Origin of the sequence: Flavobacterium sp. 140616W15 (assembly GCF_003668995.1) — a bacterium.
GTDB lineage: Bacteria > Bacteroidota > Bacteroidia > Flavobacteriales > Flavobacteriaceae > Flavobacterium.
In genome coordinates this window covers 3518709-3534769 of record NZ_CP033068.1, presented here as the reverse complement: position 1 = coordinate 3534769, position 16061 = coordinate 3518709, and the positions used below count along the sequence as shown (strand labels likewise).

The 16061-nt window shown below is 32.1% G+C and carries 15 protein-coding genes; 2 read left to right on the top strand and 13 right to left on the bottom strand.

The window, feature by feature from the left end; translation table 11 throughout:
- Positions 1-82: 82 nt before the first annotated feature.
- From EAG11_RS15490 to surE, 7 genes are all read right to left on the bottom strand, one after another.
- Entirely contained in the window at positions 83-796 is a 714-nt protein-coding gene (locus EAG11_RS15490; RefSeq protein WP_129539945.1) for a DUF1266 domain-containing protein, read from the bottom strand.
- A 4-nt stretch (positions 797-800) separates the two neighbouring features.
- Positions 801-1499 (bottom strand): hypothetical protein, encoded by a 699-nt coding sequence (locus EAG11_RS15485; RefSeq protein ID WP_129539944.1) that lies wholly within the window; start codon positions 1497-1499, stop codon positions 801-803.
- Between the two features lie 13 nt (positions 1500-1512).
- Complete coding sequence (locus EAG11_RS15480) at positions 1513-1965, bottom strand: hypothetical protein (RefSeq protein WP_129539943.1); 453 nt, start codon at positions 1963-1965, stop codon at positions 1513-1515.
- A gap of 684 nt (positions 1966-2649) precedes the next feature.
- Positions 2650-3132, bottom strand: coding sequence for a C40 family peptidase (locus EAG11_RS15475; RefSeq protein ID WP_129539942.1), 483 nt, complete (start codon positions 3130-3132; stop codon positions 2650-2652).
- A gap of 27 nt (positions 3133-3159) precedes the next feature.
- Entirely contained in the window at positions 3160-4272 is a 1113-nt protein-coding gene (gene lpxB, locus EAG11_RS15470) for a lipid-A-disaccharide synthase (RefSeq protein ID WP_129539941.1), read from the bottom strand.
- Positions 4273-4351: 79 nt separating this feature from the next.
- On the bottom strand, positions 4352-4645 hold the full coding sequence (locus tag EAG11_RS15465; protein ID WP_129539940.1) for a hypothetical protein: 294 nt from the start codon (positions 4643-4645) through the stop codon (positions 4352-4354).
- On the bottom strand, positions 4638-5417 hold the full coding sequence (gene surE, locus EAG11_RS15460) for a 5'/3'-nucleotidase SurE (protein ID WP_129539939.1): 780 nt from the start codon (positions 5415-5417) through the stop codon (positions 4638-4640). The genes EAG11_RS15465 and surE overlap by 8 nt, the downstream gene beginning before the upstream one ends.
- A gap of 212 nt (positions 5418-5629) precedes the next feature.
- Here surE and EAG11_RS15455 point away from each other — a divergent pair, with 212 nt between their 5' ends.
- Positions 5630-7819, top strand: a complete 2190-nt coding sequence (locus tag EAG11_RS15455; RefSeq protein ID WP_129539938.1) for a carboxy terminal-processing peptidase — start codon at positions 5630-5632, stop codon at positions 7817-7819.
- Positions 7820-7982: 163 nt separating this feature from the next.
- Positions 7983-8807, top strand: a complete 825-nt coding sequence (locus EAG11_RS15450; RefSeq protein ID WP_129541118.1) for a DNA/RNA non-specific endonuclease — start codon at positions 7983-7985, stop codon at positions 8805-8807.
- A gap of 15 nt (positions 8808-8822) precedes the next feature.
- On the opposite strand, the gene rodA is transcribed toward EAG11_RS15450, so the two are convergent.
- The 6 genes from rodA to purH all read right to left on the bottom strand — a co-directional run bounded on the left by rodA (position 8823) and on the right by purH (position 16061).
- Positions 8823-10058: a rod shape-determining protein RodA gene (gene rodA, locus EAG11_RS15445; protein ID WP_129539937.1), complete on the bottom strand. Its 1236-nt coding sequence runs from the start codon at positions 10056-10058 to the stop codon at positions 8823-8825.
- 15 nt (positions 10059-10073) lie between these two features.
- Positions 10074-12023, bottom strand: coding sequence for a penicillin-binding protein 2 (gene mrdA, locus EAG11_RS15440; protein WP_129539936.1), 1950 nt, complete (start codon positions 12021-12023; stop codon positions 10074-10076).
- On the bottom strand, positions 12020-12526 hold the full coding sequence (locus EAG11_RS15435; RefSeq protein ID WP_129539935.1) for a rod shape-determining protein MreD: 507 nt from the start codon (positions 12524-12526) through the stop codon (positions 12020-12022). Before EAG11_RS15435 ends, mrdA begins: the two co-directional genes overlap by 4 nt.
- Positions 12519-13343, bottom strand: coding sequence for a rod shape-determining protein MreC (mreC, locus tag EAG11_RS15430; protein WP_129539934.1), 825 nt, complete (start codon positions 13341-13343; stop codon positions 12519-12521). Before mreC ends, EAG11_RS15435 begins: the two co-directional genes overlap by 8 nt.
- 108 nt (positions 13344-13451) lie before the next feature.
- Positions 13452-14480 carry a rod shape-determining protein gene (locus EAG11_RS15425; RefSeq protein WP_129539933.1) on the bottom strand — a complete coding sequence of 343 codons (1029 nt, stop codon included), beginning with the start codon at positions 14478-14480 and terminating at the stop codon, positions 13452-13454.
- A 54-nt stretch (positions 14481-14534) separates the two neighbouring features.
- Complete coding sequence (gene purH, locus EAG11_RS15420) at positions 14535-16061, bottom strand: bifunctional phosphoribosylaminoimidazolecarboxamide formyltransferase/IMP cyclohydrolase (RefSeq protein ID WP_129539932.1); 1527 nt, start codon at positions 16059-16061, stop codon at positions 14535-14537.

Genomic DNA, 16061 nt, shown 5'->3' with positions numbered 1-16061 from the left:
ACTGTTGTATTATTTATTGATTTTAAATTTTGTATGAATTTAATTTTTTACATTTAATTCCATATTAAAACTTTAGATGATTTTATAAGTACTTTTTATTTTTTAATGGACTTTTTTCATTGTTAAGTAAATCATCTGCAATTTGAATCATTCCGCTGTTATTACTCCCGGCCCAAATTGCTCTTCCAAAAATATAACTATTGGTGTACTCTTGCCAAGTACTGCAATAGCTTTTTATACCTGCATATGATTTAGCAATGTATTCTTTAAGTTCTTTTTCTGAAAGATAACCTAGTTCATAACAACAACGAGATAAAAAAACACCTCTTCCATAGTTCCAAGCACTGTCTTTAGTTTTCTTTAGTTGAGAAAAATCAGTAATAATTTTTTGTTCTATAAGTTCTGGTATTACATTGTTCATTTTTCGATACAAATCTAAGTAATAATGAAAAGTAGCTTTGTCATTAGGCAAACCTGATTTTAATATTTCTACATAATTTTGTTTGTCCTCAACAGCTTTGTACACGATATTGATGTTGTCATCTTGATTTTTATAGTGTAAGTTTTGTAGGGCTTCTACAGCATCGTTTTGATTGTAAATTCCCCAATAAGTTGCTACTAATTCTGTTATATCAGATTTATTTAAACCTGTTTCATATGAATTTAAGTAGGCCGATTGTTGTTCTGCGTACATTGAACCAACGAGTAAAAAATCTAATTCCTGACCATTTACTGGGTTTTTGTCATTTAATCGGATGCTTTTAAACGTGTTTAATATTTTTGAGAAAAATCCCATATAGTTAAGCTACCTTTAAATTGGGGAACTTACTTTGTAAAACTGGAATGAATTTTTCACCTACAACTTGGTATTTAGCTCTAGTTGAAAATTGTTTTTTGACATTCAAAAGATCGGTTGGATCTGGTGTATAATTTAATCTATCGTGAATTTCAAGTGACAAAGGATTACCGTCTATATTAAATGTAATAATATGAGTTTTTGGGAGATATTCTTCTGAAGATTTTGAATAAATAGCAATTTGCGATTTTAATATTCCTCCGTATTTTAATTGCGCTTCCTCAATGCGAAAATTATCAAATACAATATGTTCGTCTAATTCTCCAATGGCATCAGTACTAAAAAAATGCAAATCGTTTCCGCTCAATACCCAAAAGCAATCAGTTTCTATTGTTTTTAGTTTTACGCCTATTGCCGATAAAGCAATGTTTTTTATACCATCACTTGCAATTTCTTGAAGTTTATTAGATGTGGATTGAGGTACTGATGCAGAGGTAAAAGCATCTATAGATTTTCCTTTCATCCATTGCTTTAATTGAGAGAAATCTTGAGCTAATAGTTCTTGATTGTAAATATCGTATTTATTTCTTTCAGTATCTAAGTCAATTTCTGTTTTTACTGCCTTATGTTTTTTATTCATGTAAATCATAAAACAGATCCCTGCAATTACTAAAACTACAGGAATTAAATATAATATATTCATAAAGTTGGTTAATTTAAATGTTCGTTGGTTTTACTTCTTTTGTTTTATTTTTTGAAGGGATATATGCCCAAATTAATAATGAGATTATAACTAACAAGACCAATTTCCCTCCTATTTTATTCCAGAAAGACAAAGGACTTTCTGCAGTTTGTATATCAAAATTATGTTTCTCTTTTAATATTTTGGCTAATTGATCGTCAATTTCTATGTAAGTATTGTTTGAGATGTCGCTAAGAACATATTTGCTATCAGCATTCCAGACAGGTATCCAAATTGCTCCATATTCATTATTAAAATAAGATAGATTTACTTTTTGACCTACTATTTTTTGAATTTCAGAATCGGTAGGTAATTCTTGAATAGTTTGTATTGTTTCACAAGGCAAACAAACAGGGATTTTTGCTTTTGCAGTAGTATTATTTATTACGCAAAATGTAAAGATCAGGGATAAAATAATTTTCGACATTTAATTAAGTGGGTTAGTTAGTTAATTTATTAATTTTTAAATATTGGATTTTATGTTTAAAAAAAGAGAAGAAGATTGGTAATGTAGAATAATTTAATCTAAATTTTAACCAACTAATACTGCCTTTTTTTATTTGCTAAACTAATAAATAAAACGAATATATAATATCATAGAACAACATATTTTTTAGTATTTGTAAATGATGGACTTGTTATTCAGCTAAATAAAATAGTAGTGTGCTTCGTTTTTTTATTATAGTCACTAAAGAACTATTTTTATATGTAGTAAAAAGGATCGTGAATCTCCCGTCTTACAAATTTAGAAGTTGTTTGGTCTGATGCTGTGTTATGTGTTTATACTACAACATTAATTTATTGCCTAAATGACACCATAAAACTTAACAGTGTATAACGATAAAGTGATGGAAATATAAACAGCTAAATAATATTTTCGTTCTAGTATAACAAAGAAAATGTGTTTTTGAGAATCAATAAATGCGAATTATGAGAAGGATAATTACTGGATAGAATAAGAGTATTTGGGATGCATTTTTATCAATGATGCATCCTTAATAGTATTGAGAAGAAGGAAATACTCTAGTAACTATATGGTCCTTTAGCAAGAGTATAATGAATAAGTTATGATTTGTTAATATTGGAATCATTAAAGTTGATTGGCGCTAATTTACTCAAGTATGCGATTAACTTGAGCATAGGAATCACGATAATATGGTTCTTTAGTAGAAGAGATAATCACGCCTTTTGAGGTGGAGGAATGTATGAATTTAATTTCATCACTGCTAATTTCTACAATTAATCCAACATGGTTTATTTGGGAACTTCTGTTGGTTCTAAAAAAAATTAAATCGCCTTTTTTGGCTTTATTTCGATTGATAACTTCCCCAATTTTTGATTGTTCCAATGAGGTTCTTGGTAATTTAATGTTTTCAGAATTGAATGTAGTAAATACCAATCCCGAACAGTCGTAGCCTTTATTTGTAGTTCCGCCAGCTTTATAACTCACACCAATATTTTCAGAAGCGGTATAAATCAAATCTTTTACGATTGCTTTAGAATTGTCTTCTTTTTTAGTTGTTGTGACAGACGATGTCGATTTACATGATGCAAATAATAGTAATAAAGCTAGTATGGATAATAATTTTTTCAAGGCAGTATTTTTTAAGTCAACGAATTGTTATTTCAAATCGGCTACAATTAATTTTGCTGTCTTTTCGCTTGCACCAATTCCGCCAAGTTTTTCTTCTAATAAATCATAGTTGTGTAAAAGTGCTTTACGATAATTAGGTTCTAATAACTTAGTTAATTCCTCTTTAATTCGTTTTGGAGAGCAATCATCTTGAATAAGTTCGGTGACTACTTCTTTATCCATGATTAAATTTACCAACGAAATATATTTAAGAGTAATAATACGTTTTGCTATTTGGTAAGATGCCCAACTTCCTTTGTAGCAAACCACTTCAGGTACTTTAAAAAGAGCAGTTTCTAATGTTGCTGTTCCCGAAGTAACTAAAGCTGCGGTTGAAGATTGCAATAGAGCATAGGTTTTGTTTGATACAAACTTTATGTTATCATTGGTTACAAAATGTTGATAGAAAGAATAATCCTGACTAGGAGCACCAGCAATTACAAATTGATACTCTTTAAAATCATTAACTACGCTAAGCATTACCGATAGCATTTTTGTAATTTCTTGTTTACGACTTCCAGGTAAAATTGCAATAATAGGCTTTTCGCTTAAGTTATTTTCTTTTCTAAATGTAGCTTCATCAAATGGGGGTTGGTTATGAATGGCATCGATTAATGGATGGCCAACAAACTCTACAGGAAAGTGATGTTTGTCTTCATAGAAACTTTTTTCGAAAGGTAAAATCACAAACATCTTATCGATATCATGTTTAATATCGGTAATACGGCTTTCTTTCCAAGCCCAGATTTGTGGCGAAATATAATAATGAGTTTTATAGTTTAATGTTTTTGCCCATTTTGCAATACGCATATTAAAACCAGGATAATCGATGAAGATTAACACATCTGGCTTAAATTGAGAGATGTCTTTTTTGCAAAAAGAGATATTGCTGAGGATAGTCTTTAAATTAAATATTACTTCTATAAATCCCATGAAGGCAAGCTCACGATAATGTTTTACTAGTGTTCCACCAGTTTTTTGCATTAGATCTCCTCCCCAAAAGCGAATTTCGGCATTAGGATCTTCTTTATATAAAGCTTTCATCAAATTTGAACCATGTAAATCGCCTGAGGCTTCTCCAGCAATAATGTAGTATTTCATGTTTTTGTTTTTGAGAATGGAAGTTATTTGGGCTGTTGCTAAATCAAGTCAACAACTTTGTTTCAATTGCAAAGATAAATTAAATAAATAAAGTGAGTAGTGCCAAAGTTATAACTGCCAAGACAACACCTCTTGCTCTAAATTCTTTATTTTGTTTTAAAAATACACCAAAAGCAACCAAGGCTAAAATAGCTCCAAGAGTTATTATTTTTCCTAGATATCCATAATCCTTTATTATTTTGATGCTTTGCATTCCATTAGATATGTCAAAATCTGTCAATAAAATAACGAAGAGAAAGCTTCCAAATATTGAAGCCATCAATCCAATTACAAAACCTATAAGTAAATCTTTTTTGTTTTTTGAATTATTCATTCCACTTCCAGTTATTAATTTGTTGCATTGTGTGGTGTGCTGTTAGGTCAAATTGTACGGGAACTACAGATACATATCCGTTTTCAAGTGCCCATTCGTCAGTGTCTTCTCCTTTATCTTGGTTTACAAATTCGCCCGAAAGCCAATAGTAATCTTTTCCAGAAGGAGTTTTTCTTTTATCAAATTTCTCAACCCATTGTGCTTTCGCTTGACGACAAATTTTAATCCCCTTAATTTCACTTTCCTTTAATTTTGGGAAGTTTACATTTAAAACTACTCCTTCTGGTAGTTTGTTCTCTAGAGTTTCAAGAGTGATTTTTCTGATGAAAGATTTAATACTTTCAAAATCTGCATTCCAATCATAATCTAATAGCGAGAAACCTATTGCAGGAATTCCTTCAATACCAGCTTCGACTGCAGCACTCATCGTTCCAGAGTAAATGACGTTTATAGAGGAGTTAGATCCATGGTTTACTCCCGAAACACATAAGTCCGGTTTACGTTTTAAGATCTCATTTACAGCAAGTTTTACACAATCTACAGGAGTTCCAGAGCAACTGTATTCAGTTATCGGATCTCCATCTTTAGACAATTTGTTAAGATATAAAGTGCTGTTTATGGTAATGGCATGTCCCATTGCGCTCTGAGGTTTGTCTGGTGCTACTACAACAACTTCGCCAATTTCAGACATTACACTAATTAAAGCTCTAATTCCAGGAGCCGAAACACCATCATCATTGGTTACTAAGATCAAAGGTTTTTTTGAATTCATTTTTTAAAATATAGTGAAAAAATAGGAGTGTAGGGTTTTTATTAGCAAATGTAGTAACTGAATTTCTTAAAATAGTAACAAAATTTCTTAAATTTGCTAAGTTGACACTTTTAATTAATTGAATGAAAAAGTATATTTATATCTTTAACAAAAAATTATGCGGCCCATATTTTGTTGGCATAGTTTTTACCGTAAATTAGATTAAAAAATTGATGAATGCTATTATTAAATTTATGAAACGAAATTATAAAATTATCCTAGCCGTTATTTGTTTATCTGCTACTCTGTTTGCATTTAAAATTAATAGCGATAGAGGAATTGACCCAGACCCGAATAAAGATAAGATGCTTTTGGAATTACTTGCTTTTGTAATCGAAAAAGGGCATTATAGTCCTCCTCCAATTAATGATGAATTCTCAAAAGGAGTGTTTAAAGATTATATAGAAGCATTAGATCCATCTAAAAGATTTTTCTTGCAATCAGATATTGATGAATTTTCAAAATATGAATTGCAATTAGACGATCAATTTGTAAATAAAGATTTAACTTTCTTTAATCTTACTTATGCACGTTTGATGAAAAGAATGGAAGAAGGTAAAAAGAGATATAAACTCATTTTAGCAAATCCGTTTAACTATAAAGTAGATGAAACTTTCAGTACAGATTACGAGAATTCGCCTTATGCAAAGACTCCTGCTGAACTGGTTGAAAAATGGAGAAAGCAAATTAAGTTATCTACATTGTCTTCTTTAGTTACTAAAGAGAATATCGAAGCAGAAAAGAAAGTTAAAGATCCTGCATATAAAGAAAAATCATTCGAAATTTTAGAAAAAGAAACTAGAGAAAATTCATTAAAATCATTAGATGAGTACTTTGGATTTATCAAAGATTTAGAGAGAAGTGATTGGTTTTCAGTTTATGTAAACTCAATCATGGCCCGTTTTGATCCGCATACAAGCTATTTTGCACCAGAAGAGAAAGAACGTTTTGATGTTAATATTAGTGGAAAGCTTGAAGGTATTGGTGCTAAACTGCAAAAGAAAAATGACTTTACTGAAATCTCGGAACTTATTTCAGGTGGTCCAGCTTGGAGAGGTAAAGAATTAGAGGCAGGAGATTTAATTATTAAAGTAGGACAAGGAGCCGATGAACCTGTAGACGTTGTTGGTATGCGTCTTGATGATGTAGTTAAGAAAATAAAAGGACATAAAGGGACAGAAGTTCGTCTTACAGTTAAAAAAGTAGACGGAACGATTAAAGTAATTTCTATAATTAGAGATATTGTAGAAATAGAAGAAACTTATGCAAAGTCTAGTATTGTTGATAAAAATGGATTGAAATATGGTGTGATTTATTTGCCTAAATTTTATATCGATTTTGAAAATAAAGACGGTAGAGATGCAGGAAAAGACATTGCTCTTGAAGTTGAAAGACTTAAAAAAGAGAATGTAAACGGTATTATTCTAGATGTTCGTGATGATGGAGGTGGTTCTTTATCTACTGTTGTTGATATTGCAGGTTTGTTTATCGAACAAGGACCTATTGTACAGATTAAATCAGCAGGAAGAAAAAAAGAAGTTCTTTATGATCGTGATAAAAAAATTGAATGGGATGGGCCATTAGTAATCATGGTAAATGGTTTCTCAGCTTCGGCTTCAGAAATTCTTGCAGCTGCGATTCAAGACTATAAAAGAGGTGTTATTATAGGTAGTAAACAAACTTATGGAAAAGGAACGGTTCAAAATGTTATTGATCTAAATCAGTTTGTTCGTAGTAGTGATTTTGGAGATTTAGGTGCTCTTAAAATTACAACTCAAAAGTTTTATAGAATTAATGGAGGTTCTACACAATTAGAAGGTGTACGTAGTGATATTGTTGCGCCAGATCGTTATGCTTATTTAAAAATGGGGGAGCGAGATATTGATAACGCAATGCCATGGGATAAAATAGATCCAACAGAATATAGTACTTGGAACAATAATTCAAACTTCAATCAGGCTATTGCTAATAGTAAAGCCCGTATTGCTCTTAATCCGCAGTTTAAATTAATAGAAGAAAATGCAAAATGGATTGATACTAAGAGCAAAGAGAATAGTTATAGTTTGAATATTGCTGATTTCAAAAAAGCTCAAACTGAAGTGGAAGCTGAGGCTAAAAAGTATAAACCAATTACTGATTATAAAAACAGTTTACAGTTTACTTCTTTGCCATACGAAATTGCAGAGATGGCAAAAGATCCTACTTTAAAAGAAAAAAGAGAAAGCTGGCATCAAGCTTTAGCAAAAGATATTTATGTTGAAGAAGCAATAAATGTTTTGGACGATTTGCAGTCACAATCAGTGACTAGACAAAGTTCAGTTCCTGCTAGATCAAAAAAAGATAAACTAGCTTCTAAATTATAAGAGGTAAAAAGTAGTAAGCTTTTAAATAGTATAAATGCTCCAAGAATCATCATGATTCTTGGAGCATTTTTTATTGAAATCTTTTTAGTTAACTTTGAATTTGTGTTTTAAGGAAGTAGATTAAAATTCAAGAATATTTAAGATTTAAAATAATGATTTTATGATGATTATAAAGAGAAAATTATTGGTTGTTTTTATTGTTATGTTTCTCTTTTCTTGTAAAAAGGATTTTGGAGATGTTAGTAAAAGTTCTAATTCTGATAAAAACGACAGTTTAAAGGGGGAAACAGCTTTATATAAAGACGATAATGTTGAGTTTGACTATTTGCCTGCATCTACAACTAATCAAATTGTAAAACATGATTATTACACGCTTTCTTATAATGAAAAGTTTGAACAGGCAGAATGGGTTGCATACGAGTTAAAGAAAAGCTACATTAAGAACAATGATTTTAAAAGACCTTATTTTAATGAAGATCCAAAAGTAACCACTGGTTCTGCAGATTGGCGAAATTACAAGCAATCGGGTTATGATAAAGGACATCTTTGCCCGGCTGGAGATATGGAGTTTGATAAAAAGGCATATGAAGATACTTTTTTGACTTCGAATATTTCACCTCAGGTACATGAATTTAATGATGGAATATGGAACAGACTAGAGCAGAAAGTACGCTATTGGGCTGTAAAGTATGATGGTATTTATGTTGTAACTGGTGGAGTACTTGCAGACACCAATGTTACTATAGGAAAAGAAAAAGTGCTAGTGCCTAAATATTTTTATAAAGTACTATTAGATGAGACTAATGGAAAATACAAAATGATTGCTTTTTTGGTTCCAAATGAAAAAAGTGAAAGACCTTTGTATGAATTTGTTGTTTCGGTAGATAGCATCGAAAAATTAACAGGCATAGATTTCTTTCCTCATTTAGATGATAAAATTGAGGATGCTTTAGAGAAAAATACAGATTATAAGTCTTGGATTTTTTAGTTTACAGAGTACAGATTACCACTCATTGACTTTGTTAGCATCCATTTTTAGGAAAATAAAAAGCAAAATGGTGAACCCCCATAGTCCTGAACCTCCATATGAGAAGAAAGGAAGTGGGACTCCAATAGTAGGGAAAATACCAATTACCATTGCAATATTTACAAAAAAGTGGATAAACAAAATACCAGCAACACAATAGCCATAGACCCTGCTGAATTTTGTTTTTTGTCTTTCGGCTAAATATATGACTCTTAAGAATAGTCCAACAAACAAGCCAATAACTACAACAGATCCTGCAAATCCCCATTCTTCACCTACAGTCGTAAAGATGTAATCGGTATGTTGTTCAGGTACAAAACCTCCTTTGGTTTGCGTTCCTTCTAGAAAACCTTTCCCTATCCATCCACCAGATCCAATAGCAATTTCAGATTGATTGGTATTGTATCCAATCCCTTTCATATCGACAGTTTTCCCTAGTAAAATGTTAAAACGATCTCGGTGATGTTGCTTAAATACATTATCAAAAACGTAATCTACAGATAGTACGAACCCAGATACTAGAACTAATAATATACCGCTTAAAATTAGGTTTCGATCAACAGCCCTTCCCTTAAAGTGTATTATTGCAAGTACAATTACGGATATAAGTATTACGTATTCGGGTTCTAAAACTAGCGTTAAAACAAATAATACGATAGCTATAAAACCAGTCCAGATGTACCAAGAAGGAAGTCCTTCACGATATAATACAAGTAAAAATATACTGTATATTAAGGCGCTTCCAGGGTCTGGTTGAGGCAGAATTAAGATTACAGGTAAAAATACAATAGCCAGAGCTTGTATTTGTCTATTAACATCTTTTAGGTTTACTTGCGTGTCACTCAGGTATTTTGCTAATGCAAGGGCAGTAGCGGCTTTAGTGAATTCAGAGGGCTGTAATGTAAAGCTCCCTATTGCGTACCAGCAACGTTGTCCTGCAATGGTCTTTCCAAAGAAAAATAAACCAACTAACGATAATAAGGCAACACCAAAAATGATACTGGCATACTTCTCGTAGAATTTACCATCAACAAATAGAACGATAAAAATCAATGGAATCGTTAGTAAAATAAAAATTAACTGTTTTTCATATGTACCATCTGTAGAGGATAGGGAAGATGAGTATATGTTTAGCCATCCCATTATCACTAATGTGATATAGATGATTACACTTATCCAGTCAATATTGCTTTTTACACTTTGATTTTTCATTTGAAATGAATCTCTTTATTGTTTCTTTTGAGTAGTGTCTACTTTTGTTGTTTTAATCTCCTTAGGTTTTATCATCTTCGCTCTCATAACTGAATCTCTCGGAGTAGTTTCAATTAAACTAGCTTCGGACATTCCGCCTAATTTTGCATATTGATCTTTCAGACTTGTGTTTAAAATACGAATTTCCAGATCATTTCTTGTAATTTTTTTACGAAGATATTTTTCAATCATCAAACTGGCGATAGGGCCTGCAATTGTAGCTCCAAACCCACCATTTTCGATCATTACAGCTATTGCAATCTTAGGGTTATCTTTAGGTGCAAATGCTACGAATATGGAGTGATCTTTAAGTTGTGTTCTTTTGCCATTAATTTTAGCAAAATTCTCAGCTGTACCCGTCTTTCCACAAATATCGATGCCTTCAACGCGTAACCTGCTAGCTGTTCCTTTGTTATAAACATCAAATAATCCACTAATTATAGGAGGAAAATATTTTTTATCTATGGTTGTTTCGTGTTTAACCTCAAATTTAGGGTCGATTTTTTCTCCTTCAATTTTTTTAATGATATGAGGTGTGAAATAATGCCCTTGATTGGCTATTGTAGCCATCATATTTGCTAATTGAATTGGCGTCATTAAAACCTCTCCTTGTCCAATAGAGTTGGATACAATTGTTGTACTTCTCCAGCCTCCATTAGGATAAATTTTCTTGTATGTTTTAGAGGTTGGTATGTTTCCTCTTTTACCTGTTGGTAAATCATATCCCATATACTGACCTAAACCAAAGCTTTTTACGTGATTACTCCATACGTCAACAGCATAAGCAGGGTTGTTGTATTTGTTTATAGTAAGCATATAAGCTTGGGCAAAATAAGTGTTGCATGAATTGTAAATACCATTATGCAACTGTTGGGCTGGTGGGTGATTATGACACTTCATAAAACGACCTCTTCCATAACTGAATCCATGATGGCAAAAAAACGTCGTGTTTTCGTTGATCACTCCTTCTTGTAATCCAATAAGACCTGTTAGGATTTTAAATGGAGATCCAGGTGGGTATTCTGCAAGCAGTCCACGATCATATAATGGTTTTGCAATTGAGTCATGATACAGTAAGGTGTAATTTTTAGAACGTTGCCTTCCTACTAATATGCCAGGGTCATAAGATGGAGCAGTAACTAATGCTAAAATTTCACCAGTTTTTGGTTCTAAAGCAACAATTCCACCTCTTTTATTAATCATTAATTGTTCCCCATACTTCTGAAGTTCAGCATCAATTGTTAAGTTGATGTCTTCTCCCTGTACAGCAACGGTATCATACTTTCCATCTTTATAGGAACCTATCTCTCTGTTGTATTTGTCTTTTTGAATGTATTTTACACCCTTGATCCCGCGTAAAGTTACCTCGTAGCTTTCTTCAACACCTTGTGTTCCAATTAAATCACCACTGTTGTAATAGGGGTTGCTTGCTACTAATTTTTCGTTTACCTGAGTAATACCTCCAAAAATATTAGCACCATAATCTACTTCGTAATCACGTAAAGATCTTTTTTGAAAATAGAAACCTTCAAATTTTCTCATCTTTTCTTGAAAAGCAGCAAATTCACTTTTGTTCAACTGAGCTAAGAACACAGATGGTAATCGAGGGCTGTATACTTTAGCTTTCTCAATTTTTTTAATGAAATCTTCTTTAGTAACATTTAAGAGTTCACAAAACTCTAGAGTATCAATGTTTTTGATCTCTCTTGGGATAACCATGATATCATAAGAAGCCTGATTGGCAACTAATAATTTACCGTATCTGTCATATATGTAGCCTCTTTCAGGATAGTCGTATTTTATCTTTATAGCGTTATTCTCAGATTTTAGTTTAAAAGAATCGTCTATAATTTGTAAATAGAATATGCGAATTACCAGCAAAGATGCTGCAATGATTATTAAAGAGGGCAGCAGAATTTTTCTCATCTTCTGTTGGGCTTAATAAGGTATATTATTATGATACAAGTTATAATGGTAAATATTGTACTAAATAAGGTTCGAAGTAAAACGTCTAAAATGAAGTTAAACTGAAAAGCTTCAAGTGTAAAAAGTATTATATGATGTATTAATACTGATACTAATATAAATGAAAATCGCTCAGGAGTTAAAGAGTCATTTAATTTAATAGTTTGGTATTCATAACTCAAACCAAATGAGAATTTAAATATATATGGTCTGTAATAGGCTAGTATTAGACAAGCTGTGGCGTGTATTCCTCCGGAATTGCAAAACATGTCCATAGCAAGACCAAGTAAAAAACTTGATGCCAAAAGCCCAGATTTGTTCCCGTTTACTGGATATAGAATTATATACAGTATATAAGGAAACGGACTTATGTAGCCTAGGAAATTCATGTTATTAAAAATAATAATCTGAACTGCCAACAGCAGGATAAATCGAGAAATATTGATTAACAAAGCGCTATTCATCTTTTTCTCTTTTTTCTAGTTTAATAAGCTCTTCACGGTCTCTACTCTTGATAATATATACATGTCCTAAATTCGTCATGTCATTAAATAATTTGACATCGATAGTGTAATAATTTGTCTTTTTTGAAGTGTATATCTTTTCAATAGTACCAATTCCAATGTTCTCAGGGAAAATTACAGATTGACCACCAGTTACAATAGTATCTCCTCTGCGAACAGAAGCTAATCTAGGAACATCTATTAACTGAACGAAGCCAGTACTTCTTCCGTCCCAAATTAGTGAACCAAAATGATTTGATTTTTTTATCTTAGCATTAATCTGAGATTTGGTATTAAGAATACTAACAACAGTTGCATATCTAGGAGATGTATTATCTACAATACCTATTATTCCTAAGCTGTTAATTACTCCCATATCAGGCTTAACTCCATCATTAGAGCCTGAGTTTATTGTAATGTAATTTTCGTGTACATTATAAGAGTTATGTATTACTTTCGAAACAATAATATCAGCAGGTTTAACACCTTTGATGCTGTCTGGAAGTGGTAATTTTGTGGTGTCTTCGGCATTAAATAATAGACTTTTTAGTCTAGCGTTTTCAAGTACCAATTCGTCGTTTTCTTTTCTTAGATTCAAGTACTCATTTATGCTGTTTATTTTTTCATAAACACCACCACTTAAGAAATTAGCAGAACTAATTACTCTGCTTTTGTGAAAAGAGTGTGATTGAATAGAGAGGCCTAACGAAATACCTAAAAGCAGCAAAAACAGCAACCGATTACTGTTTCTTATAATAAAATTAAATATTTGCTGCATTTCTTGCTTGGTTATTTTGTTTCAGGATATGCTTAAAGTTTCAAAATTTCTTCAGAACTAAATTGTGAATAGTTTAGTTCTGAAGAAATGTATATAATTAATTTGATCTTATTTGATTAAGATGCTTTTGAATTTTGAAATGTTTTTCAATGCCATTCCAGTACCGCGAACTACAGCTCTTAATGGATCTTCAGCAATGTAAACAGGTAAATCTGTTTTTTGTGAAATTCTTTTATCAAGACCTCTTAACATAGATCCTCCACCTGCAAGATAGATACCTGTATTGTAGATATCAGCAGCTAATTCAGGAGGTGTTTGAGATAATGTTTCCATTACAGCATCTTCAATTCGTTGTATTGATTTGTCTAATGCTTTAGCAATCTCACGGTAAGATACATCTACTTGTTTTGGTTTTCCAGTAAGTAAATCTCTACCTTGAACTGACATATCTTCTGGCGGGCCATCTAAATCTTCGATAGCGGCACCAATTTGAATTTTTATTTTTTCAGCAGTACTTTCTCCAACAAATAAGTTGTGTTGCGTACGCATGTAATAAACAATATCATTTGTAAATACGTCACCAGCAATTTTTACCGATTTGTCGCATACAATTCCGCCTAATGCGATTACTGCAATTTCAGTTGTTCCACCACCGATATCAACAATCATGTTACCTTTTGGTTGCATAATGTCAATTCCAATACCAATAGCTGCTGCCATAGGTTCGTGAATCAAATAAACTTCTTTACCATTTACTCTCTCACAAGATTCTTTTACAGCACGCATCTCCACTTCAGTAATTCCTGAAGGAATACATACTACCATACGCAATGCAGGAGTAAACATTCTCTTTTTTAATGCAGGAATACTTTTGATGAACATACTGATCATTTTTTCAGAAGCATCAAAGTCAGCAATAACACCGTCTTTAAGTGGCCTTATGGTCTTTATGTTTTCATGGGTTTTACCTTGCATCATATTGGCTTCCTTACCAACAGCAATGATTTTGCCTGATATTCTATCACGTGCCACGATTGAAGGACTGTCAATAACTACTTTATCATTATGTATGATTAAAGTGTTTGCGGTACCAAGGTCTATCGCAATATCCTCGGTCATGAAATCAAAAAATCCCATAAGTTTTTTAGGGGTTTAAAAGTTATAAATTAGTAACGCACAAAGTTAAACAAATTAATGTTTAAAATGACGCGTTCCTGTAAATACCATTGCAACTTTATTTTCATTGCAATAATTAATGCTTAATTCGTCTTTTATTGATCCACCCGGCTGAATTACAGCTGTAATTCCTGCTTTTTTGGCTAATTCTACACAATCCGGAAATGGGAAAAATGCGTCACTCGCCATCGAAGCTCCGTTTAAATCAAATCCAAATGCTTTTGCTTTGTCAATTGCTTGAACTAAAGCGTCTACACGAGAGGTTTGTCCCGTTCCAGATGAAATTAAAGTTCCGTTTTTTGCAAATACGATTGTGTTTGATTTTGTATTCTTACAAATCTTTGAAGCGAATAATAAATCTTCAACTTCTTGTTCCGTAGGTGCTGTAATTGTAACGGTTTTTAAATGCTCTTTATTGTCAGTAACATTGTTTTTATCTTGAATTAAAAGTCCATTTAAACAAGTTCTAACTTGTCTTGTAGGTAGTTCAACTTCATTTTGAACTAAAATAATTCTGTTTTTCTTTTCTTGTAAAACTGCAATAGCTTCAGAATCAAAACTTGGAGCGATCACAACCTCACAAAATAATTTATTTATTTCTTGAGCTGTAGCTAAATCAATAGTTGTATTTGAAATTAAAACTCCTCCAAATGCTGAAGTAGGATCACAAGCTAAAGCTGCTAAATAAGCTTCGCTGATAGTTTTTCTTGTAGCCAAACCACATGCATTGTTGTGTTTTAAAATTGCAAACGTAGGTCCGTCAGTTTTAAATTCTGCAATTAAGTTCACGGCCGCATCTACATCAAGCAAGTTGTTGTAAGACAATTCCTTTCCGTGAAGTTTTTGGAACATTGCGTCAAAATCTCCAAAGAAGAATCCTTTTTGATGTGGGTTTTCACCATATCGCAATACTTGTCCATCTGCAATACTTTCTTTGTAAATAGTGTCGTCAGTATTGAAGTAATTAAAAATTGCAGTATCATAGTGAGATGAAACGTGAAAAGCTTTAGTAGCAAGCAATCTTCTATTCTCTAGAGTTGTTGCTCCGTTTTGCTCTGTAATTAAATCTAATATTAAGCTGTACTCATTTACCGAAGCCACAATAACGGTGTCTTTAAAGTTTTTTGCTGCAGCACGAATTAATGAAATTCCACCAATATCAATTTTTTCGATAATGTCAGTTTCGCTAGCTCCTGATGCAACTGTTTTTTCGAATGGGTATAAGTCAACAATCACTAAATCAATTTGAGGAATATCAAATTCCTTCATTTGTTGAACATCACTTTCGTTGTCTTGACGGTTTAAAATTCCACCAAAAATTTTCGGGTGTAACGTTTTTACTCTTCCGCCAAGAATTTCAGGAAATGAAGTGATATCTTCAACAGGAACTACAGGAATTCCTAGGTTTTTAATAAAATCTTCTGTTCCTCCAGTTGAGTAAAGAGTTACTTTTTGTTCATGTAATTTTCTTACAATAGGTTCAAGGCCTTCTTTCGAAAAGACTGAAATTAATGCAGATTGAATAGTTTTTGTTGTGCTCAT

Excerpts from the sequence above, each read along its gene's own strand:
- EAG11_RS15490 (WP_129539945.1), bottom strand. The coding sequence starts at position 796 with ATGGGATTTTTCTCAAAAATATTAAACACGTTTAAAAGCATCCGATTA.
- EAG11_RS15485 (WP_129539944.1), bottom strand. The coding sequence starts at position 1,499 with ATGAATATATTATATTTAATTCCTGTAGTTTTAGTAATTGCAGGGATC.
- EAG11_RS15480 (WP_129539943.1), bottom strand. The coding sequence starts at position 1,965 with ATGTCGAAAATTATTTTATCCCTGATCTTTACATTTTGCGTAATAAAT.
- lpxB (WP_129539941.1), bottom strand. The coding sequence starts at position 4,272 with ATGAAATACTACATTATTGCTGGAGAAGCCTCAGGCGATTTACATGGT.
- EAG11_RS15465 (WP_129539940.1), bottom strand. The coding sequence starts at position 4,645 with ATGAATAATTCAAAAAACAAAAAAGATTTACTTATAGGTTTTGTAATT.
- surE (WP_129539939.1), bottom strand. The coding sequence starts at position 5,417 with ATGAATTCAAAAAAACCTTTGATCTTAGTAACCAATGATGATGGTGTT.
- EAG11_RS15455 (WP_129539938.1), top strand. The coding sequence starts at position 5,630 with ATGAATGCTATTATTAAATTTATGAAACGAAATTATAAAATTATCCTA.
- EAG11_RS15450 (WP_129541118.1), top strand. The coding sequence starts at position 7,983 with ATGATTATAAAGAGAAAATTATTGGTTGTTTTTATTGTTATGTTTCTC.
- rodA (WP_129539937.1), bottom strand. The coding sequence starts at position 10,058 with ATGAAAAATCAAAGTGTAAAAAGCAATATTGACTGGATAAGTGTAATC.
- mrdA (WP_129539936.1), bottom strand. The coding sequence starts at position 12,023 with ATGAGAAAAATTCTGCTGCCCTCTTTAATAATCATTGCAGCATCTTTG.
- EAG11_RS15435 (WP_129539935.1), bottom strand. The coding sequence starts at position 12,526 with ATGAATAGCGCTTTGTTAATCAATATTTCTCGATTTATCCTGCTGTTG.
- mreC (WP_129539934.1), bottom strand. The coding sequence starts at position 13,343 with ATGCAGCAAATATTTAATTTTATTATAAGAAACAGTAATCGGTTGCTG.
- EAG11_RS15425 (WP_129539933.1), bottom strand. The coding sequence starts at position 14,480 with ATGGGATTTTTTGATTTCATGACCGAGGATATTGCGATAGACCTTGGT.
- purH (WP_129539932.1), bottom strand. The coding sequence starts at position 16,061 with ATGAGCACAACAAAAACTATTCAATCTGCATTAATTTCAGTCTTTTCG.